17 protein-coding genes are annotated in these 15936 nt (G+C 43.1%); all 17 read left to right on the top strand.

Annotated elements, in window-relative coordinates:
• Window positions 1-611 precede the first annotated feature (611 nt).
• Window positions 612-2384 carry a reverse transcriptase domain-containing protein gene (locus ABDJ41_RS18495; protein ID WP_502930341.1) on the top strand — a complete coding sequence of 591 codons (1773 nt, stop codon included), beginning with the start codon at window positions 612-614 and terminating at the stop codon, window positions 2382-2384.
• 85 nt (window positions 2385-2469) lie between these two features.
• The gene (locus tag ABDJ41_RS18500; RefSeq protein WP_349787843.1) at window positions 2470-2718 is read left to right on the top strand and encodes a DUF4134 domain-containing protein; all 249 of its coding nucleotides are present in this window, start codon (window positions 2470-2472) and stop codon (window positions 2716-2718) included.
• Between the two features lie 85 nt (window positions 2719-2803).
• A complete protein-coding gene (locus ABDJ41_RS18505; protein ID WP_349787844.1) occupies window positions 2804-3151 on the top strand; it encodes a DUF4133 domain-containing protein in 348 nt (115 codons plus the stop codon).
• Window positions 3148-5607, top strand: coding sequence for a TraG family conjugative transposon ATPase (locus tag ABDJ41_RS18510; RefSeq protein WP_349787573.1), 2460 nt, complete (start codon window positions 3148-3150; stop codon window positions 5605-5607). The genes ABDJ41_RS18505 and ABDJ41_RS18510 overlap by 4 nt, the downstream gene beginning before the upstream one ends.
• Window positions 5608-5624: 17 nt before the next feature.
• Entirely contained in the window at window positions 5625-6002 is a 378-nt protein-coding gene (locus ABDJ41_RS18515; protein WP_349787574.1) for a hypothetical protein, read from the top strand.
• 29 nt (window positions 6003-6031) lie between these two features.
• A complete protein-coding gene (locus ABDJ41_RS18520) occupies window positions 6032-6712 on the top strand; it encodes a conjugal transfer protein TraI (protein ID WP_502930349.1) in 681 nt (226 codons plus the stop codon).
• Window positions 6699-7349 (top strand): hypothetical protein, encoded by a 651-nt coding sequence (locus ABDJ41_RS18525; RefSeq protein WP_349787576.1) that lies wholly within the window; start codon window positions 6699-6701, stop codon window positions 7347-7349. The genes ABDJ41_RS18520 and ABDJ41_RS18525 overlap by 14 nt, the downstream gene beginning before the upstream one ends.
• A 2-nt stretch (window positions 7350-7351) precedes the next feature.
• Window positions 7352-7978, top strand: a complete 627-nt coding sequence (locus tag ABDJ41_RS18530; RefSeq protein ID WP_349787577.1) for a TerB family tellurite resistance protein — start codon at window positions 7352-7354, stop codon at window positions 7976-7978.
• A gap of 35 nt (window positions 7979-8013) precedes the next feature.
• Window positions 8014-9198, top strand: coding sequence for a conjugative transposon protein TraJ (gene traJ, locus ABDJ41_RS18535; RefSeq protein WP_349787578.1), 1185 nt, complete (start codon window positions 8014-8016; stop codon window positions 9196-9198).
• Complete coding sequence (locus tag ABDJ41_RS18540) at window positions 9198-10100, top strand: DNA-methyltransferase (protein ID WP_349787579.1); 903 nt, start codon at window positions 9198-9200, stop codon at window positions 10098-10100. The genes traJ and ABDJ41_RS18540 overlap by 1 nt, the downstream gene beginning before the upstream one ends.
• Window positions 10101-10102: 2 nt before the next feature.
• Window positions 10103-10738, top strand: a complete 636-nt coding sequence (gene traK, locus ABDJ41_RS18545; RefSeq protein ID WP_349787581.1) for a conjugative transposon protein TraK — start codon at window positions 10103-10105, stop codon at window positions 10736-10738.
• Window positions 10725-10946 carry a hypothetical protein gene (locus ABDJ41_RS18550; RefSeq protein WP_349787582.1) on the top strand — a complete coding sequence of 74 codons (222 nt, stop codon included), beginning with the start codon at window positions 10725-10727 and terminating at the stop codon, window positions 10944-10946. The genes traK and ABDJ41_RS18550 overlap by 14 nt, the downstream gene beginning before the upstream one ends.
• 25 nt (window positions 10947-10971) lie before the next feature.
• Window positions 10972-12024 (top strand): conjugative transposon protein TraM, encoded by a 1053-nt coding sequence (traM, locus tag ABDJ41_RS18555; RefSeq protein ID WP_349787583.1) that lies wholly within the window; start codon window positions 10972-10974, stop codon window positions 12022-12024.
• A 1-nt stretch (window position 12025) separates the two neighbouring features.
• The gene (locus ABDJ41_RS18560; protein ID WP_349787584.1) at window positions 12026-13090 is read left to right on the top strand and encodes a hypothetical protein; all 1065 of its coding nucleotides are present in this window, start codon (window positions 12026-12028) and stop codon (window positions 13088-13090) included.
• A 19-nt stretch (window positions 13091-13109) separates the two neighbouring features.
• The gene (locus ABDJ41_RS18565) at window positions 13110-14117 is read left to right on the top strand and encodes a hypothetical protein (protein WP_349787586.1); all 1008 of its coding nucleotides are present in this window, start codon (window positions 13110-13112) and stop codon (window positions 14115-14117) included.
• A gap of 58 nt (window positions 14118-14175) precedes the next feature.
• A complete protein-coding gene (locus ABDJ41_RS18570; RefSeq protein WP_131607471.1) occupies window positions 14176-14358 on the top strand; it encodes a BF3379 family histone-like protein in 183 nt (60 codons plus the stop codon).
• Window positions 14359-14668: 310 nt separating this feature from the next.
• The gene (locus tag ABDJ41_RS18575; RefSeq protein WP_349787587.1) at window positions 14669-15736 is read left to right on the top strand and encodes a hypothetical protein; all 1068 of its coding nucleotides are present in this window, start codon (window positions 14669-14671) and stop codon (window positions 15734-15736) included.
• Window positions 15737-15936 lie beyond the last annotated feature (200 nt).

A 15936-nucleotide genomic window follows, 5' to 3' on the forward strand; every position in this document is an offset into this window, starting at 1 on the left:
GGTGCGCCCATATAGGGTTGTTAATAAATGTGCCTTTGGCAAGGCATTGGGTTAGTGTTCAAAAGACCCAACATTAATCAGCTAACTCGTGAGGGAAACCAATAACGGGAAACATAGCCTGCTGATAAAGCTATAAGTCAGTTAGTTATCAGACTGCGACTGAATAGTGAGATGAAAAAACAGATATAAGGATAAAGTCCTGATTGATTGAATGATAGCCTGAGTGTTCTTTGCCGTGTTTATGACGTAAGATAACTAAAATCGTCATACTGTAATACTCCCAGATTCCCTGCCTATCGTGGGAGCTAGAACAAATTACAGCACAACTGCAATATGCAGTAAAAGGTGGAAGTCATATCCGATAATCTGTTGCGCCATAATTATTAACAACTAAATGGGGATTACCTAAATCGGAATGCCACTGGCGTGGCTATGAGAGTAGTCTCTGAATATCCGGTATGGTAACGGAGTCTTCGTAGTAGTCCGAGCAAGGGAAAGCCTTGTACATGGCGAAGGAAGACAGCTAATATTTTTTAATACTAATAAAGGAAAATGTGTGAGACATTATGAGAAGTCCGCAAAATGTATTAAACAGTCTAACAAGACACAGTATGGTTCCAAACTATAAGTTTGAGAAACTATACAGGATTTTATTCAATCCTGAGATGTACTATGTTGCCTATCAACGTATTTATGCGAAGCCAGGTAATATGACAGCAGGTTCTGACGGCAGTACTGTCGACGAAATGAGCCTTGCAAGGATTGAAAAGCTAATCGGTGCCATTCGTGATGAATCGTACCAACCAAAACCTTCAAGGAGGACATATATTCCAAAGAAAAAAAGCGGAAAAAAACGTCCTCTGGGGATACCAGTATTTGATGATAAATTGGTACAAGAGGTAATCAGATTGGTGTTGGAAGCGATTTATGAGGGACAATTTGAACATTGCTCTCATGGCTTCAGACCCAAACGAAGTTGCCATACTGCACTAATGCAAGTTAAAACTACTTACCGTGGAGTAAAATGGTTTGTTGAAGGCGATATTAAAGGTTTCTTTGATAACATCGACCACGATGTTTTAATCAATGTCCTGAGAGAACGCATAGAAGATGACCGTTTCATTCGGCTTATAAGGAAGTTTCTAAATGCTGGGTATGTTGAAGATTGGATTTTTCATAAAACGTACAGTGGAACTCCGCAAGGTGGAATTGTTAGTCCAATTCTGGCTAATATATACCTGGACAAACTGGACAAGTATATGAACGAATACATCCAGAAATTCGACAAAGGAAAAAAACGGAAAGCAAATCCTGAAACAGCTAAACTTCAAAGTAGAAGAGCTTTACTGGTCAAGAAACTAAAAATTGTAGAGGATGAAACTGAAAAGTTATCTCTTATCAGCGAGATAAGAACTATTGAAAAAGAAAGAACCCTAATTCCTTATGCAAATGAAATGGATGGGAATTACAGAAGATTAAAATATGTAAGATATGCAGATGATTTTCTGATCGGTGTAATTGGTAATCTGGAAGATTGCAGGCAAATCAAAAAGGAAATTAAAGACTTCCTCAATGATAAGCTGAAGCTTGAACTATCAGACGAAAAGACTTTGATCACCTATTCAGAAACTCCTGCTAAATTCTTATCATACAATATTACTGTAAGAAAATCCAATCTAGCAAAAAGGGATGAGAAGACTAGAAGTTTAGATCGTGTTTATAGTAAAAGGGTCGTTTTAAAAATGCCTGAAAATGCGATGAGGGACAAGTTGATTGAATATGGTGCTGTCAAGTTTGATCAGTATCAAGGGGAACAACGGTGGAAGCCATCAGCAAGACCAAGGTTATTTAATAATGACGATCTGGAAATTATAAGTCAATACAACTCCGAAATCATAGGGTTTTATAACTACTATTCAATAGCGTTAAACGCTGGAGCGATTAACACCTTCAAATACTTCATGGAATACAGTATGTATAAAACCTACGGGAGAAAACATCAACTGTTCATTCCACGAGTAATTGAGAAGTACAAAATTAATGGTGAGTTCACCATAAGGTACACAAATAAAAAAGGTGAAAACAGAATCAGAGTCTTATACAACAGAGGTTTCAAAAAGAAAGATGAAGCTATGACATCCCGTGTGGATAGTTTTCCAAAGTGGGATGATATGTTTTCTACAACCAGTTTAATAGACAGGTTGAAAGCTCAAAAATGTGAATTGTGTGGTTCGGAAGGAGAACTTCAGATGCACCATATAAGAAAGATGAGTGACATTAATAAGCAAGGCAAAGCGCCTTGGCAAATTAAAATGATCGCCAGAGCAAGGAAGACAATGGCAGTGTGTATACCCTGCCATAAAAAGATTCATCACGGAGGTTAGACTGCGAATATTAGTGGAGAGCCGTATACATGGAGACGTGTACGTACGGTTTGGGGGAGAGACCTCGGAAACCTATTATAGAAATATAAAAAGGCGCTGGGTTCTTATCCTACGGATCAGGGCTGCGGCAGATCAGGTGTCGGGTTATTTTGATACGGGATGTGATCTGGTGTATGCGATCGGTGCAGTAGTGGGCTTGATAGGGGCGGTGAAAGTTTTCAATAAGTGGAATGCGGGTGAGCCGGATACCAATAAGGTAGCTGCGGCGTGGTTTGGTTCCTGTATTTTCCTGGTGATTGTGGCTACGGTGCTGAAGTCTTTCTTCGGGGTTTAGGGTTAACGGGTTCTCAGCGGGCGGGGTCGGCCTAGTCTAAGATGGCACATGGCCTGGCCCGCTGTAGAATTAAATTTTTAAGATGATGAGTTCAATTTATCAAATCAATAAGGGCATTAATAAGCCCATTGAGTTTCGGGGTTTGTATGGTCAGTACATTGCGTATTTAGCGGTTGGACTGGTTTTGCTATTGCTCAGTTTTACGTTGATGTACATTCTGGGTGTTCCGCTGGTAGTGGTGGTACCATTGATTATGCTTTTGGGCACTGCTTTGTTTTTAGTGGTGACCAGGCTGTCTAAGCGCTTTGGGGTGCATGGCTTGAGTAAATACTTTGCCAAACGTGGATTGCCCCTTTACCTGAAGTTTTCTTCCAGGAGGGTGTTTACGGGTTTGCGCGTCGCGCAAAGTAATGCGGAAAGGCAAAGGGTATGATTGGGATTGAAAAAATAATGCCGGTCTGGAAGGTGGAATCCGGGGCGATGATCTCGATGTTCGGGGATGTGACGATTGCCTATGAGCTGACTTTGCCGGTGATCGGCACGCAGTCGGTCGCGGATTTTGAGTCCTTGCACCAGGCTTTTGTCAAGGCGATCCGGGTGTTGAATCCGGGAACGGTGTTTCATAAGGCAGATTGGTTTCAGCGGGCGAAAGTCGGGGTGTCGGGTAGTTCGGATAATGTTTTGTCGCGTTCGGCTTTGGAGTTCTTTAAGGATCGGAGTTTTCTGGATCACCAGTGTTTTGTGTTTTTAACGCATAAACCTGCGGGGCGTAAATTGTCTTCTTCGAGTTATTCCAATATCCTGCGGAAATCTATTGCGCCTGTGCGGATGCAGGATGAGAAATTGTTTGCTGGTTTTTTATCTGCCTGCGGACAGTTTGAAAGAATTTTGCTGGATACTGGGGTGCTGGGTTTGCGCAGGCTTGTAGATGCGGAGCTTTCCGGGACAGCAACTGAGCCGGGCGTGATTGAAAAGTATTGTTTCCTTTTGCGACGCGGACAGCAACCTGTGATCAGGGACATTCATATCCGTGATGAAATCCGGATTGGTGATCAGCATTGCCAGTTGTATACGCTTTCTGATGCGGTGGATTTGCCTGCCATTTGTGGTTCCAGGATCAATTATGATAAATATTCTACGGATAAGACGCGTTTCAGTATTGGTTTTGCGACTCCTTTAGGTCAACTTTTGGATTGTAACCATGTGTATAATCAGTTTGTGTTTATCGGGGATGCGCAGAAAACGATCAAGGGACTAGAGGCTAAGAAACTGCGTTTGCAGTCTTTATCGGCTTATTCCCGCGAAAATGCGATTGGAAGGGATGCCTGTAACGATTTTTTAAATGAGGCGTTGGCTACGCAGAAGTTGCCGGTAAAGGCGCATTTTAATGTGCTTTGCTGGTCGGATCAGGTGTCGGAACTTTCGGAGTTGAGAAATAAGGTAGGTTCTGCAATGGCGCTGATGGATGCGGTGGTGAAAGAGGAAACCGATGGCGCTGCGCAGATCTGGTTTGCAGGGATGCCGGGCAATGAGGCTGATTTTCCGATGAATGATACTTTTGATACGTTTGCTGAACAGGCGGCTTGTTTCCTGAACCTGGAGTCTGCTTGCCGCTCTGATGCTACGGGCGTTCGGTTGGGGGATCGTTTGTACGGGCGTCCGGTATACCTGGATTTGTTCAATGCACCGATGAAATCGGGGTTGATCACTAACAGGAATCTGTTTTGCTGCGGTTCATCAGGGGCTGGAAAGTCGCTGGCGATGTGTCATTTGCTGCGTTCGTTGTATGATGAGGGGGCACATTGCGTAATCATTGATATTGGTGGCAGTTATAAAGGTTTATGTGATGCGGTTAAAGGTTATTATTTTACTTATACCGAGGAAAACCCGATCCGCTTTAATCCTTTTTACATTGGCAAGGACGACGTGCTGGATGTGGAGAAAAAGGAGAGTCTGAAGACTTTACTGATCGCACTCTGGAAGAAAGACAGTGAGGATTATAACCGCTCGGAGTATGTAGCGATTTCCGGGGCGATTACTTTGTATTATCATTATTTATCGGTTCATCCGGAGGTTTTTCCTTGTTTCAATACCTTTTATGAGTTTTTGCTAGAGGAGTATATGGTAGTGCTTCGCAATGGGGATGTGAAGGAGAAAGACTTTGATTTGTCGAATTTTGTGTATGTCTTAAATCCTTACTACAAGGGTGGTGAATTTGATTATTTGCTGAATGCAACGGAGAACCTGGACCTGCTGAATGAGCGCTTTATCGTCTTTGAGCTGGACAAAATTAAGTCGCATGAGATTCTGTTTCCCGTGGTTACGATTATCATCATGGAAATGTTCATTTCTAAAATGCGTAAGCTGAAAGGTAAAAGGAAGATTTTGGCGATAGATGAGGCATGGATCGCCATTGCAAAGACTGGTATGGCTGGATTTATTAAATATTTATACAAAACCGTTCGCAAGTTTAACGGGATCGCTGCACTGATTACCCAGGAAGTGGACGATTTGATCAGCTCACCGATTATCAAGGAAACGGTAATCAATCTATCTGATACCAAGCTTTTTTTGGACATGCGCAAGTTCATGAACAAGTTTGACAAGTTGCAGGAAGTATTGGGCTTGTCGGATAAGGCAAAAACCATGCTGCTTTCGCTGAATAAGTCCAATGAAGAAGGTAAGCAGTACCGTGAAATCTTTGTAGATCAGGGCGGACAGCAGATGAATGTATACCGGAACGAGCTCTGTCTGGAAGAATATCTTGTGTACACCACGGAGGAGACGGAGAAGATGAAAGTGGAGGAGTATGCTGCCCGTTACGGTGAAATCCACAAAGGCATTGTTGCCCTGGCTAATGATATCCGCAGTGGTAAAATCAGTTTATAACCTTTAAAATTTCAATCATGAAAAATTTCAGATTACAATTATTATTTGTTTTGGTATTGGCATTATCTATAGCTGGTTGTAGTGTTGGTCTTGAACAGAACATTCCTGGTACCTATGTGAATAAGGCATCTTCTGAATTCAGTATTGCTTATGATACCCTGGTGGTAGAACACGATAAAGACTTGAATTACCTGATCCACCGGAAAACGGGTTTTCAGCTGATCGATGAAAAGGGCAGGGTTGGAGATTTGCAGTTAGAGCGGGAGCAGTGGAAAGCGGTGTATGATGAAGGCTCACAAAGCATGACTGAGAACCGCAAGGGAAGAGTCATTTCATTCGAATTTAAACAAGGGCTGCTGATCCTGGAAAACAGCAGGTATCAGCGCATCAATTAACAAAAATTATGAAAACAATAAAGCGTTATATGAGAACCTATATGGTTGTCCTGCCGCTTAGTGCCATGACTTTGCTGGTTGCATTGCCCAAGGGGGCAAATGCGCAGCTGGCGATTGTGGAGGTGATTAAGGCAGGGGTGAAAAAAGTCATTAAGGCGGTTGACCTGAAGGTGCAACGGCTGCAAAATGAAACGATCTGGCTGCAAAATGCGCAGAAGGTCATTGAAAACCAGTTGTCTAAGTTGAAGCTAACGGAGATTTCGGACTGGACGGAAAGGCAGCGTGCCTTGTATGCGGATTACTACCAGAAGCTCTGGGAAGTGAAGGCTTTGATTGCTACTTATAAGCGGATCAAAGACCTGGCAGGGGTTCAGGCGGCTATTGTCAAGGAATATAAATGGGCAATTGGTCTGTTTAATAAAGACAAGCATTTCAGTGCAGATGAGTTGCTGCATATGGAAGAAGTTTATCGGGGTATTCTGGATGCGAGCATCAAAAACCTGGACCAGGTGTTTGTGGTGGTGAATTCTTTTAAAACGCAGATGTCTGATGCGAAAAGGTTGGAACTGATCAGTTCTGCTGCTGAGCAGATGGAACAGAATTATGCGGATTTAAAGCAGTTTAACAATCAGAACATCACTTTGTCGATCCAGCGGGCGAAATCAGAATTTGAAGTAAAAACCTTAAAGCAGATGTATGAACTGGATTAGGAAAATGCTTTTTGCAGGACTTGTGATTTGCCTGTCTGGTATGGTTATCCCTGTTCAGGCGCAAACCTGGGCGGAGTGGTTTAAGCAAAAGAAAACGCAGAAAAAATACCTTTTGCAGCAAATTGCTGCCTTGGAAGTGTATGCGGGGTATCTGAAAAAGGGGTATAAAATTGTCGATGGAGGGCTGTCGGCGATCAGGGACATTACCCATGGGGAATTTAACCTGCATAATGCCTTTATCAGTTCGCTGAAGCAGGTCAGTCCGGCTATACGCAAGGATGCCCGGATCGCGGAGATCATTGCTTTGCAGGTTTCCATTATGAAGGCCTTTGAAAGGATCAAAGGGAATGCTTTCTTATCTGCGGAAAACTTAGGCTATGTCGTGCTGGTTGCAGATCAGCTGATTGCGAGCTGCTATGATGATTTGGAGGAACTGCTACTGGTGATTACTGCAGGCAGGCTGGAAATGAAGGACGATGAACGTTTGTCCAGGCTGGATAAAGTGCATGAAAGTATGTTAGAGAAATCTGCTTTTACCCAGGATTTTATCGGCAATACCATGGAGCTGATCCGGCAACGTCAGTCTGAAGTGCTGGAACTGGAGGGTATGAACAGAATGTTTCATTTTAAAGAATAGCGATGAAGAATTTGATTTTAATGTTACTTCTGCTGTGCTGTTGTGGTATTGGTGCTTTTGGGCAGTCGCAGGAAGCGCAGCAACTGCTGCTGAATGTGGAAAAGCTTAGTCAGCTGAAAGGGATTCTTACTTCGATGAAAAAGGGTTACGATGTATTGTCCACGGGTTACAAATCGGTGAAGAACATTGCCGAAGGTAATTTTTCTTTACACGAGGTTTTCCTGGACGGGATGATGCTGGTAAGTCCTGAAGTCAGGAAATACCGCAGGATCGCAGACATCGTTTCCGATCAGTCGGATATTGTCTCAGAATACAAAGCTGCTTTTAAACGGTTTAGTGCTGGTGGTAATTTTACGGTTTCTGAACTGGAATACCTTAGTAAGGTTTACGGGGAATTGTTTAGTCAGAGCCTGGATAACCTGGATCAGCTGGCGATGGTAATTACTGCGGGGAAACTGCGCATGAGTGATGATGAACGTTTGCAGGCCATTGACCGGATATTTGCTGATACCCAGGATAAGCTGATGTTCCTGCGCAGTTTTAACCGGCAGACCAGATCGCTGAACCTGCAGCGAGGGCGGGAAAAGGCAGATGTTGACGGATTGAGGAAGTATTATAATGATTTGTAATGTGCTCAACGCGCTCTAATTTAATTCGATAATTTATGATCAAGACATTTTTAATCACCGCATTTTTTGCCGTATTGGCCACGCTTTTGCCTATGCTGTCCTTTGGGCAGAGTGGTGGAGACTGGGCTGGATATATTGGTGGAATGCAGCCGGTACTGGACAATGTGTACCGGGATATGTTGCCGCTATGCAGTAAGCTGATCGGTGTGGCACGTGGTCTGGCAGGTTTTGGAGCCTTATGGTACATCGCTTCCAGGGTATGGCGGCAGATTGCTGCGGCTGAAGCGGTGGATTTTTATCCTTTACTGCGACCCTTTGCCCTGGGGATGGCGATTATCCTTTTTCCAATGGTTATTTCCGTGATGAATGGGGTATTACAACCTGTGGTTTCGGCAACAGGGGGTATGGTAAAGGAATCTGATAAAGCGATTGCGACTTTGCTCAAACAAAAAGAAGCTGCAGTAAAGAAGAGCAGGCAGTGGCAGATGTATGTGGGTGAATCCGGGCAGGGAGATAGTGAAAAGTGGTATCGGTTCACACACCCTAAAGATCCGGACAGAACCAAAGAAGGGATTTTTGAAGGAGTGGGTAATGACATTAAGTTCTGGATGGATAAGAGTTATTACAATTTTCGTAACAGCATCAAGCAATGGATGAGTGAGGTATTGCAAGTCTTGTTTGCAGCAGCTGCGCTTTGTATCAATACTGTCCGGACTTTTCATTTGATTGTGCTGGCGATTCTGGGACCACTGGTCTTTGGCTTTGCGGTCTTTGATGGATTCCAGCATAGCTTAACGATCTGGCTGGCGCGGTACATCAACATTTTTATGTGGCTCCCGGTAGCCAACATCTTTGGGACGATCCTCGGACAGATCCAGCAGAACATGTTAAAAATTGATATTTCGCAGATCGGTTTAGAAGGAGATACGTTTTTTAGTCCCGCAGATACCGCGTATTTGGTATTTCTCATCATTGGCATATTCGGGTATTTCACTGTGCCGGGGGTAGCGAATTACATTGTCAATGCAGGAGGAGGGAATGCCATGCTGTCCAAAATCAATACCCTGGTAGTCAGCGGTAGCCAGATGACTGGTGAACAGGTACACAGGGGCAACAATATGCAACAAGATGCCTTCGGTGATATGGCCAGGAAGATGTCCGGCTCTTATACATCTGCAGAAGGTAGCGACTATTTCAAAGATAAGGTATCTGGTAAGTAATGAAAAAGGAAATAAGAAACCTGATTATTCATGGTGATTGCCTTTTGGGGTTAAAAGGGCTGGAAACTGAAAGTGTGGATTGCTGCGTAACCAGTCCGCCTTACTGGAAACAGAGGGATTATGGGGTGGCTGGCCAATACGGACAAGAAAAGACACCGGAGGATTACCTTCAAAATCTAGCCGCAGTTTTTTCAGAAGTATACCGGGTTTTGCGTTGCGAGGGTACTTTATGGCTGAATATGGGAGATGCTTATTGGAATGCTGCAAAAGGTGATGGTTTAAAGCCGAAGGACTTGATTGGATTGCCATGGCAACTGGCCTTTAAACTCCGCCAGCAGGGATGGTACCTAAGGCAGGACATCATTTGGCATAAGCCCAATGCCATGCCTGAAAGTGTAAGGGGAAGGTGTGGGAAGGCACATGAATATCTTTTCCTTTTGACTAAGGAAAGCCGTTACTATTTCAATCATCTTGCCATTCGTAAACCGGCAAAGACATTTGAAAACAGGCCGTTCGGCGTTGTCAGGGATAGAGCATTGGACTACAATAGCAAACAGAGAATATTGCGCCCGAATGTACGCCGTGGTGACACATCTGATCTGCTGCCACCGGTAAAGTTAGTGAACAAACGATCGGTATGGACGGTGAATACCAGGCCATACCTTGGTGCACATACCGCGGCCTTTCCACAGGAACTGGTTAAGGACTGTATCCTGGCAGGTACGTTGCCGGGAGGGATAGTCCTTGACCCATTTATGGGGTCAGGGACAACGGCTGTTACCGCCAGGAAACTGGGCAGGGATTATCTCGGATTCGAACTTAACCCGCAATATGTGTATACGGCAAGAAAAAGGTTGGAACAGCTTAGCCTTAAATTGAATTGGCCAACTAAATCAAAGTAATTATGTTCAAACAACTTAAAAATATAGACAGTGCTTTTCAGCACATTAAAAAGTTCAGCCTGTTTTTCCTGCTGGCAAATGTCGTGACCCTTTGCTTCGGAATTTATAAATTCTGCGAGGTCATCCGCGTGGAAAGGCAAACGGTTCATGTATTGTACAACGGGAAGTTATTGCAGGCTTTTGCCTCAGACCGCAAAAGTAACCTGGAGATAGAGCTACGCGATCATATCAAGACTTTTCACCAGTACTTTTTTAACCTGAGTCCTGACGATAAGGCCATTCAGGGAAGTATGGTTAAAGCGCTTTACCTGGCCGATCAAAGTGCCAAGAAAGCTTATGATAATCTGCGCGAGCAGGGCTATTATAATAACCTGATCTCGGCCAATATCTCCCAGGAGATTACGGTAGACAGCACCAGGCTGGATATCAATGTTTATCCTTATGCTTTTACCTGTTATGCGACTCAAAAATTGTCGCGATCCAGTAGTACGGTATTTCGTAAGCTGGTTACTCAGGGCACAATCAGGGACTTGAAAATCCAGACGGACAATAACCCGCATGGCTTTTTGATACAAGGTTGGGAAACATTATTCAATGCTGATGTTGCAGCTAAACGTTCTCCTCATGAGACTATTTAGTAAACGAAAAAAGCAGGGTTTGAGCAGCAGGCAGGAGCAGACCGCCGGAAGAATTGCCTTGGCTATACTGTGTTACCAGCAGCGTGTAGCGGATTACCTGAATGGTAAAACCGCCGGTATTTCCAGCAAAGTATGGATCATACTGTTGGTGCTTTTCTGCGCTGGTTTTGGTCTTTACTGCCTGAGCTTACTGCTACAAATCCTTTAATCATTCACCAATAAAATTATTAGATATGAGCAAACAACGAGTAGACAAGCGCAGGATATTGTTAATCCTGCCTTTATTAGTGCTGCTGTTTTCAGCACTGGCATTTTATGCCATGGGTTGGGGAAGTCCTGAAAAAACAGATGTGGAGGCACAACCTAAAGGAATTAATGCCAATCTGCCGGATGCGCAGTTTAAAACCCAGGAACCAAAAGATAAAATGGGGATTTATAAGCTTACGGAAAGTGGCGCTGATACCAGTAATGGTATTGAAGCGGTAGCCGGACGGTTTGGTTTTGCACCAGTGGAAGATCCGCAGACCCGCCAGATCAATGAAAAACTGGCTGCCATCAATAGGGAGATCAATAGCCCGGTGACGCCAGCTAAAAGTTATGAGGAGCTGGGTAGAAGGACGGCTTTTTCAACCGATGCGCCCATGGGTAAAGATGTAGCCAGGCTGGAAAGCCTGATGAAAAACATGCAATCACCTTCAGAGGAAGATCCGGAAATGGTGCAACTACATTCCCTGATGGATAAGATCATGGCGGTTCAGAATCCTGAACTGGCCAGGCAAAATGTGAAGCCTGTTGCGATTGGGGTGGATAGCCTGTTTAAAGCTATTCCCGCGGTCATTTCGGGTAACCAAAAGGCCGTGCAGGGTTCGGTGGTAGAACTTCGCTTGCTGGATAGTGTCCGGCTAAACGGTCAGCTCATCCCCAAGGGGCACCTGGTATTCGGCCTTGCGGAGTTCAGTAACCAGCGACTGAATTTGCAGATCCGCAACATTCGATTGGGAACTTCTGTCATCCCGGTCAACCTTACGGTATTTGACAAACGAGATGCCATGCCGGGGATTAACGCACCGGAAGCGTTGTTAACAGATGCGGTAAATAGGGGGAGCGTAGATGCGGTAAGCAGTATTGGTTTGATGGGTTTTGATCAGAGTTTAGGTACACAGATAGCCGGAGCGGGACTGGATGCCGCGAAATCTTTGTTTAATAAAAAAGTTAAAAGGGTTAAACAAAAGTTGAAAGCGGGTTATCCTTTGCTGCTTCGGGACAATACCAAAAAGCTGAAATGACATGAGCAGGCAAGTTAACCGGGCAATTGTGCTTTGCGAAAACTGGCAGGATAAAATGATCATGCTGGAGGAGGTGTTTGGTAGGGATATTGAAAAAGATATCGCCAGGCAGAAGTATGATTTTTTAAGTTCAGGGGTGGGGCGTATTGCTAAAGGTGCGAGTCCGGATGAAAAACTGGTGCTGGATATGGTTAAAAAAGCGGTGAATAAACTGGAAAAACAATTGTATCCAAATCCGGTGCTGCGCGCGTTTCGCAGGCTAAAGTCTGTGTTATTTGATCGGCCTTTACAGGCGGCTAAGTTTAAGAAGTTGCGAAACGAGAACCTTGTGGTGCTTAACGCTGCAGTTGGCGCAATGGGGCTAAATCCTGATCTGCTTCAGCTGGATAAGAAACTTGATTTTGAGCGGGCAAAGACTTCGATTGAACTGATTTCTCCCTGGGGTAGTAGTAATTACCAGGTGAAGGTGAATTTTGAAAAAGACCTTTCCGGTAAATACCAGATGTCGAGTTATACCGGGATGCTGAAAGATCCGCTGAACCCTGATAAGAATCGCTCTTATACTTTTGATGTGGGGTTGGGCATCAATGCCAGGGAAGCTGCTAACCTGTTACAGGGAAGAGCGGTGCTGCAATACTATTCAATAGGTGGAGATCGGATGGCTTCCAAATGGATGCAGCTGGATTTCAAGAACCTGGCTGCTGATGGGAGTCCGCTTTTGAAAGAGACACCTGCTGACCATGATTTTAATTTGAGGCAGGAAGTGAGCCGGATTGCTGAGGTTTTAAATAAACCGGAATTGGCCAGTGTACGAGCGCTAAACGGTATGGAACAAGGTAACCAGATTGCTTTAAAGCAGGCCAATGGTAAGACCACTTATTTGGAAGCCAATCCTTTGCATAAAAAGGTTTTAATTCTGAATGAGAAACTGCAGCCCATTACGCTGGAACAGTTGAAAAGACAAAAGGAAGCTGCATTGAAGGTGATGCCTCAGCAGGTGAAAACCAGGGTAAAGAAGATACAGCGCAACAAGAAACAACAGCAGGATCAATCCCTGCACATTTAGTTAATTAAAAATATTTAAGATGAACAGAAATTCATTGGAAGATTTCAGGGAGCAGGCGGCTGCCCTGAAAATGCCTGCTGTAATGCAGCAGGCGATTGAAAAACAAATGGAGAAAAATCTGGAGACTATTGCAGTAACTGGAAAATTGCCTTCACATCGGGGGCATTTGGAAGCTACTGCTCATTTGAAAAGAGGTGCGGGAGATTCGGAGTATTATTTTTTCAATAAGTATGACCTGGCTTATAATAATAAGGTAAAGCCTTTGGGGAATGATTATCAGTATGCGGTGAGAACTGATGTCAAAGATGGTGTGCTATTGGAAAAACCATTGCTTCGCAGGTTTGACAGCCCCATCGCGGCGATAGACTTTTTTAACAAGCAGAAAGGCAATAGTGAGTTGTTTACGGGTAAGGTATCAGAAAATGGAAAATTGACTGAAGGTCAGTCCCTGGCAACGATGAACGATGGTAAGGTAGATTATGTCACCCGTGATTTTCAGGGGGCTTATCGCAATACTGTGGTGAAGAATACGGTGTATGTGAATAGGGGTGTTGGATTTAACATGACCCAAAGCAGTAATATGCTTCAGGGTGGTGCGGCACATCGTGATGATTTGGTCAGCCGTGCAGGTGAACAGTACCAGGCCTGGAATGTCTATAAGTTTGATGAACCCCGTGATAAGTACGGGAATCTATTGGTCAAGCAGTATGGTGAGGGTTATCCTTTTAACCTGGAAAAGGAATTGTCGAACTATAGGATTAAGGAGTTGGACAGTCCGGAAAAATTTAATGCTATTGTGGTAGCTATGAAAGATGGGGAACGCCCGGTTGTTACTGCATTGACTGAGACGGGGGAACAAAAGAAGTTACAGATGGAGGCGGCGCCACGTTTTGGTAACCTGAATTTCTATGGTCTGGACAATAGGCCTGTCAATAGGGAGCAGTTTCAGAAAGTAGTGAAACAGGGAAAGGATATTTCCGCTGGAAAGGAAAAGGGCGCTTCCCAAAGCCAGGAAATGTCGATGTAGCGCATTTGGCGTTTTAAACAATTAATTTATAAATTCACCCCCTTAAACTATATTTATTATGTCAGCATTTGAAAAATTGAAAGAATTGGTAGCTGCTACTGAAGCAGATGCAACAGCTTTTTACACTAAAGGAAATAAAGCAGCGGGAACTCGTTTGCGTAAAGCTTTCCAGGATATTAAAGTTTTGGCTCAGGAAGGACGTAACGAAGTCACTGAACTGAAAAACAAAGAGAGTAAATAGCAGTATAACTGTTTTGGGAATGAAGCCCTGCATCTTTATAGGTGCGGGGCTTTTTTGAAAAATTCCTATTCCAACTAATGAATACTTATGGATGAGTATAGTTTAAATTATTAAGGCTGCAATGCAAATAGTTGTTATCCATATGTGTAATTGAAATCTTATGAAAAACAACCGATAAACAAAGTGTATTGACCAATATTTACCATCGAGAGTATTTGATACTTAATTCTAACTATTTGATTCAAAGTTATGTGTACTCCATTTTTGTGCTAACTTCGTTTACCATTTAAATTCAAACAAACTCAAAAAAATGAAAAAAATTAAACTAATTGCGATGTTCATCGCACTTTCGGCAGGGGCTTATGCTCAAAGCCCAGGATTTAAACTCAACACCCTCAACTCAGTGAAACCTGGTAAGGATGATGATAATACGTTTAAAACTTTATCGATTATCGATTTCAATTATTTAGATCAGGAATTTAAAGCTAAGGAAAATGATTATAAAGCTAAAATAGATGATCTTTATGCAAATTCTAAAGGGTTGAATCCGGCCGGAGGTACTTACACGAAATATACTGATGCCCAGATCGATGCAAAAAAGGCTGAGATTGAAAAGCTTTCCGTAGAAATTAGTGCGCTAAAGGCTAAAACAGATAGTCTTTATTTTTTATATACAAAGGCATATCTAAAGAATAAGCCTGTAAATTTTTTAAATTTTGGACCTCTACGGTCAAGGGCATTTTTTGACTTAGTGTATCAGGAAGGTGGTAAAAGATTTCAGGCACTAGGCAATGCAGGTTTTAATATTGGTGATCAAAGTGGCTCAATTTATTCAGAGTTGGTTAGCGGCAATTTGGGTATGCTTAGGGTCAGTTTAGGAGCGATGGTATCAGCTAGTAATAAAAAGAATGATGAGGAAGCAAAAAAACAGGAAGCCTATCAAAGATTGGTGAGTAACGGAGGTAACACGATTCTGAGTTTTGAATATCCCCTTGCATATCTCCACAATAGGACAAATCAGTATAACCTAATTTCCCGACTTATTGCTAAGGGTACAGGTGATTTGCCAGCATTTGGAACAAATACTGAAAAATGGGCAGGAAGTGGTTCAGTTGGAATTGATGTATATGGAGATGCTGCATTGTCAAACAACGCGCTTCGGTTCTTTTTTAATTTAACCGGTAGTAATATTTATGGCACAGGCGTTTATAGGGATAACTTAGGTATCTCGAGTAAACAGTTTACATTTGGCCAACTATCGCTTGGCTTAGTTTTTCTTAAGAACTTTAAAGTTTCTGTCATAGTTGCCACTTTTAGTTCCGAAGGCAGTTTAGCGAATAGAAATCCGGTTTTAGGTGGACAAATTTTAACTGAGTAATTTTACGGTATTTGAAATGCATGATCTGGATAAATGCCCTTTAAATAAATATAAAACTATAAATCGATAAAAGGAAAACTGTCTAGGCAATTGCCTCCAAAAGTTAGAAATCTTTGGGGGCAATTTATATTAGGCAATTTTTTTATTGATCTGCAATACCAAAAACAACTAATTACTTTTTAGCTAAATGATTAGCTATA

Source organism: Pedobacter sp. ASV1-7, from assembly GCF_040203335.1.
Taxonomy (GTDB): Bacteria; Bacteroidota; Bacteroidia; order Sphingobacteriales; family Sphingobacteriaceae; genus Pedobacter.

Excerpts from the sequence above, each read along its gene's own strand:
- ABDJ41_RS18495 (WP_502930341.1), top strand. The coding sequence starts at position 612 with ATGGTTCCAAACTATAAGTTTGAGAAACTATACAGGATTTTATTCAAT.
- ABDJ41_RS18505 (WP_349787844.1), top strand. The coding sequence starts at position 2,804 with ATGAGTTCAATTTATCAAATCAATAAGGGCATTAATAAGCCCATTGAG.
- ABDJ41_RS18510 (WP_349787573.1), top strand. The coding sequence starts at position 3,148 with ATGATTGGGATTGAAAAAATAATGCCGGTCTGGAAGGTGGAATCCGGG.
- ABDJ41_RS18515 (WP_349787574.1), top strand. The coding sequence starts at position 5,625 with ATGAAAAATTTCAGATTACAATTATTATTTGTTTTGGTATTGGCATTA.
- ABDJ41_RS18520 (WP_502930349.1), top strand. The coding sequence starts at position 6,032 with ATGAGAACCTATATGGTTGTCCTGCCGCTTAGTGCCATGACTTTGCTG.
- ABDJ41_RS18525 (WP_349787576.1), top strand. The coding sequence starts at position 6,699 with ATGAACTGGATTAGGAAAATGCTTTTTGCAGGACTTGTGATTTGCCTG.
- ABDJ41_RS18530 (WP_349787577.1), top strand. The coding sequence starts at position 7,352 with ATGAAGAATTTGATTTTAATGTTACTTCTGCTGTGCTGTTGTGGTATT.
- traJ (WP_349787578.1), top strand. The coding sequence starts at position 8,014 with ATGATCAAGACATTTTTAATCACCGCATTTTTTGCCGTATTGGCCACG.
- ABDJ41_RS18540 (WP_349787579.1), top strand. The coding sequence starts at position 9,198 with ATGAAAAAGGAAATAAGAAACCTGATTATTCATGGTGATTGCCTTTTG.
- traK (WP_349787581.1), top strand. The coding sequence starts at position 10,103 with ATGTTCAAACAACTTAAAAATATAGACAGTGCTTTTCAGCACATTAAA.
- ABDJ41_RS18550 (WP_349787582.1), top strand. The coding sequence starts at position 10,725 with ATGAGACTATTTAGTAAACGAAAAAAGCAGGGTTTGAGCAGCAGGCAG.
- traM (WP_349787583.1), top strand. The coding sequence starts at position 10,972 with ATGAGCAAACAACGAGTAGACAAGCGCAGGATATTGTTAATCCTGCCT.
- ABDJ41_RS18560 (WP_349787584.1), top strand. The coding sequence starts at position 12,026 with ATGAGCAGGCAAGTTAACCGGGCAATTGTGCTTTGCGAAAACTGGCAG.
- ABDJ41_RS18565 (WP_349787586.1), top strand. The coding sequence starts at position 13,110 with ATGAACAGAAATTCATTGGAAGATTTCAGGGAGCAGGCGGCTGCCCTG.
- ABDJ41_RS18570 (WP_131607471.1), top strand. The coding sequence starts at position 14,176 with ATGTCAGCATTTGAAAAATTGAAAGAATTGGTAGCTGCTACTGAAGCA.
- ABDJ41_RS18575 (WP_349787587.1), top strand. The coding sequence starts at position 14,669 with ATGAAAAAAATTAAACTAATTGCGATGTTCATCGCACTTTCGGCAGGG.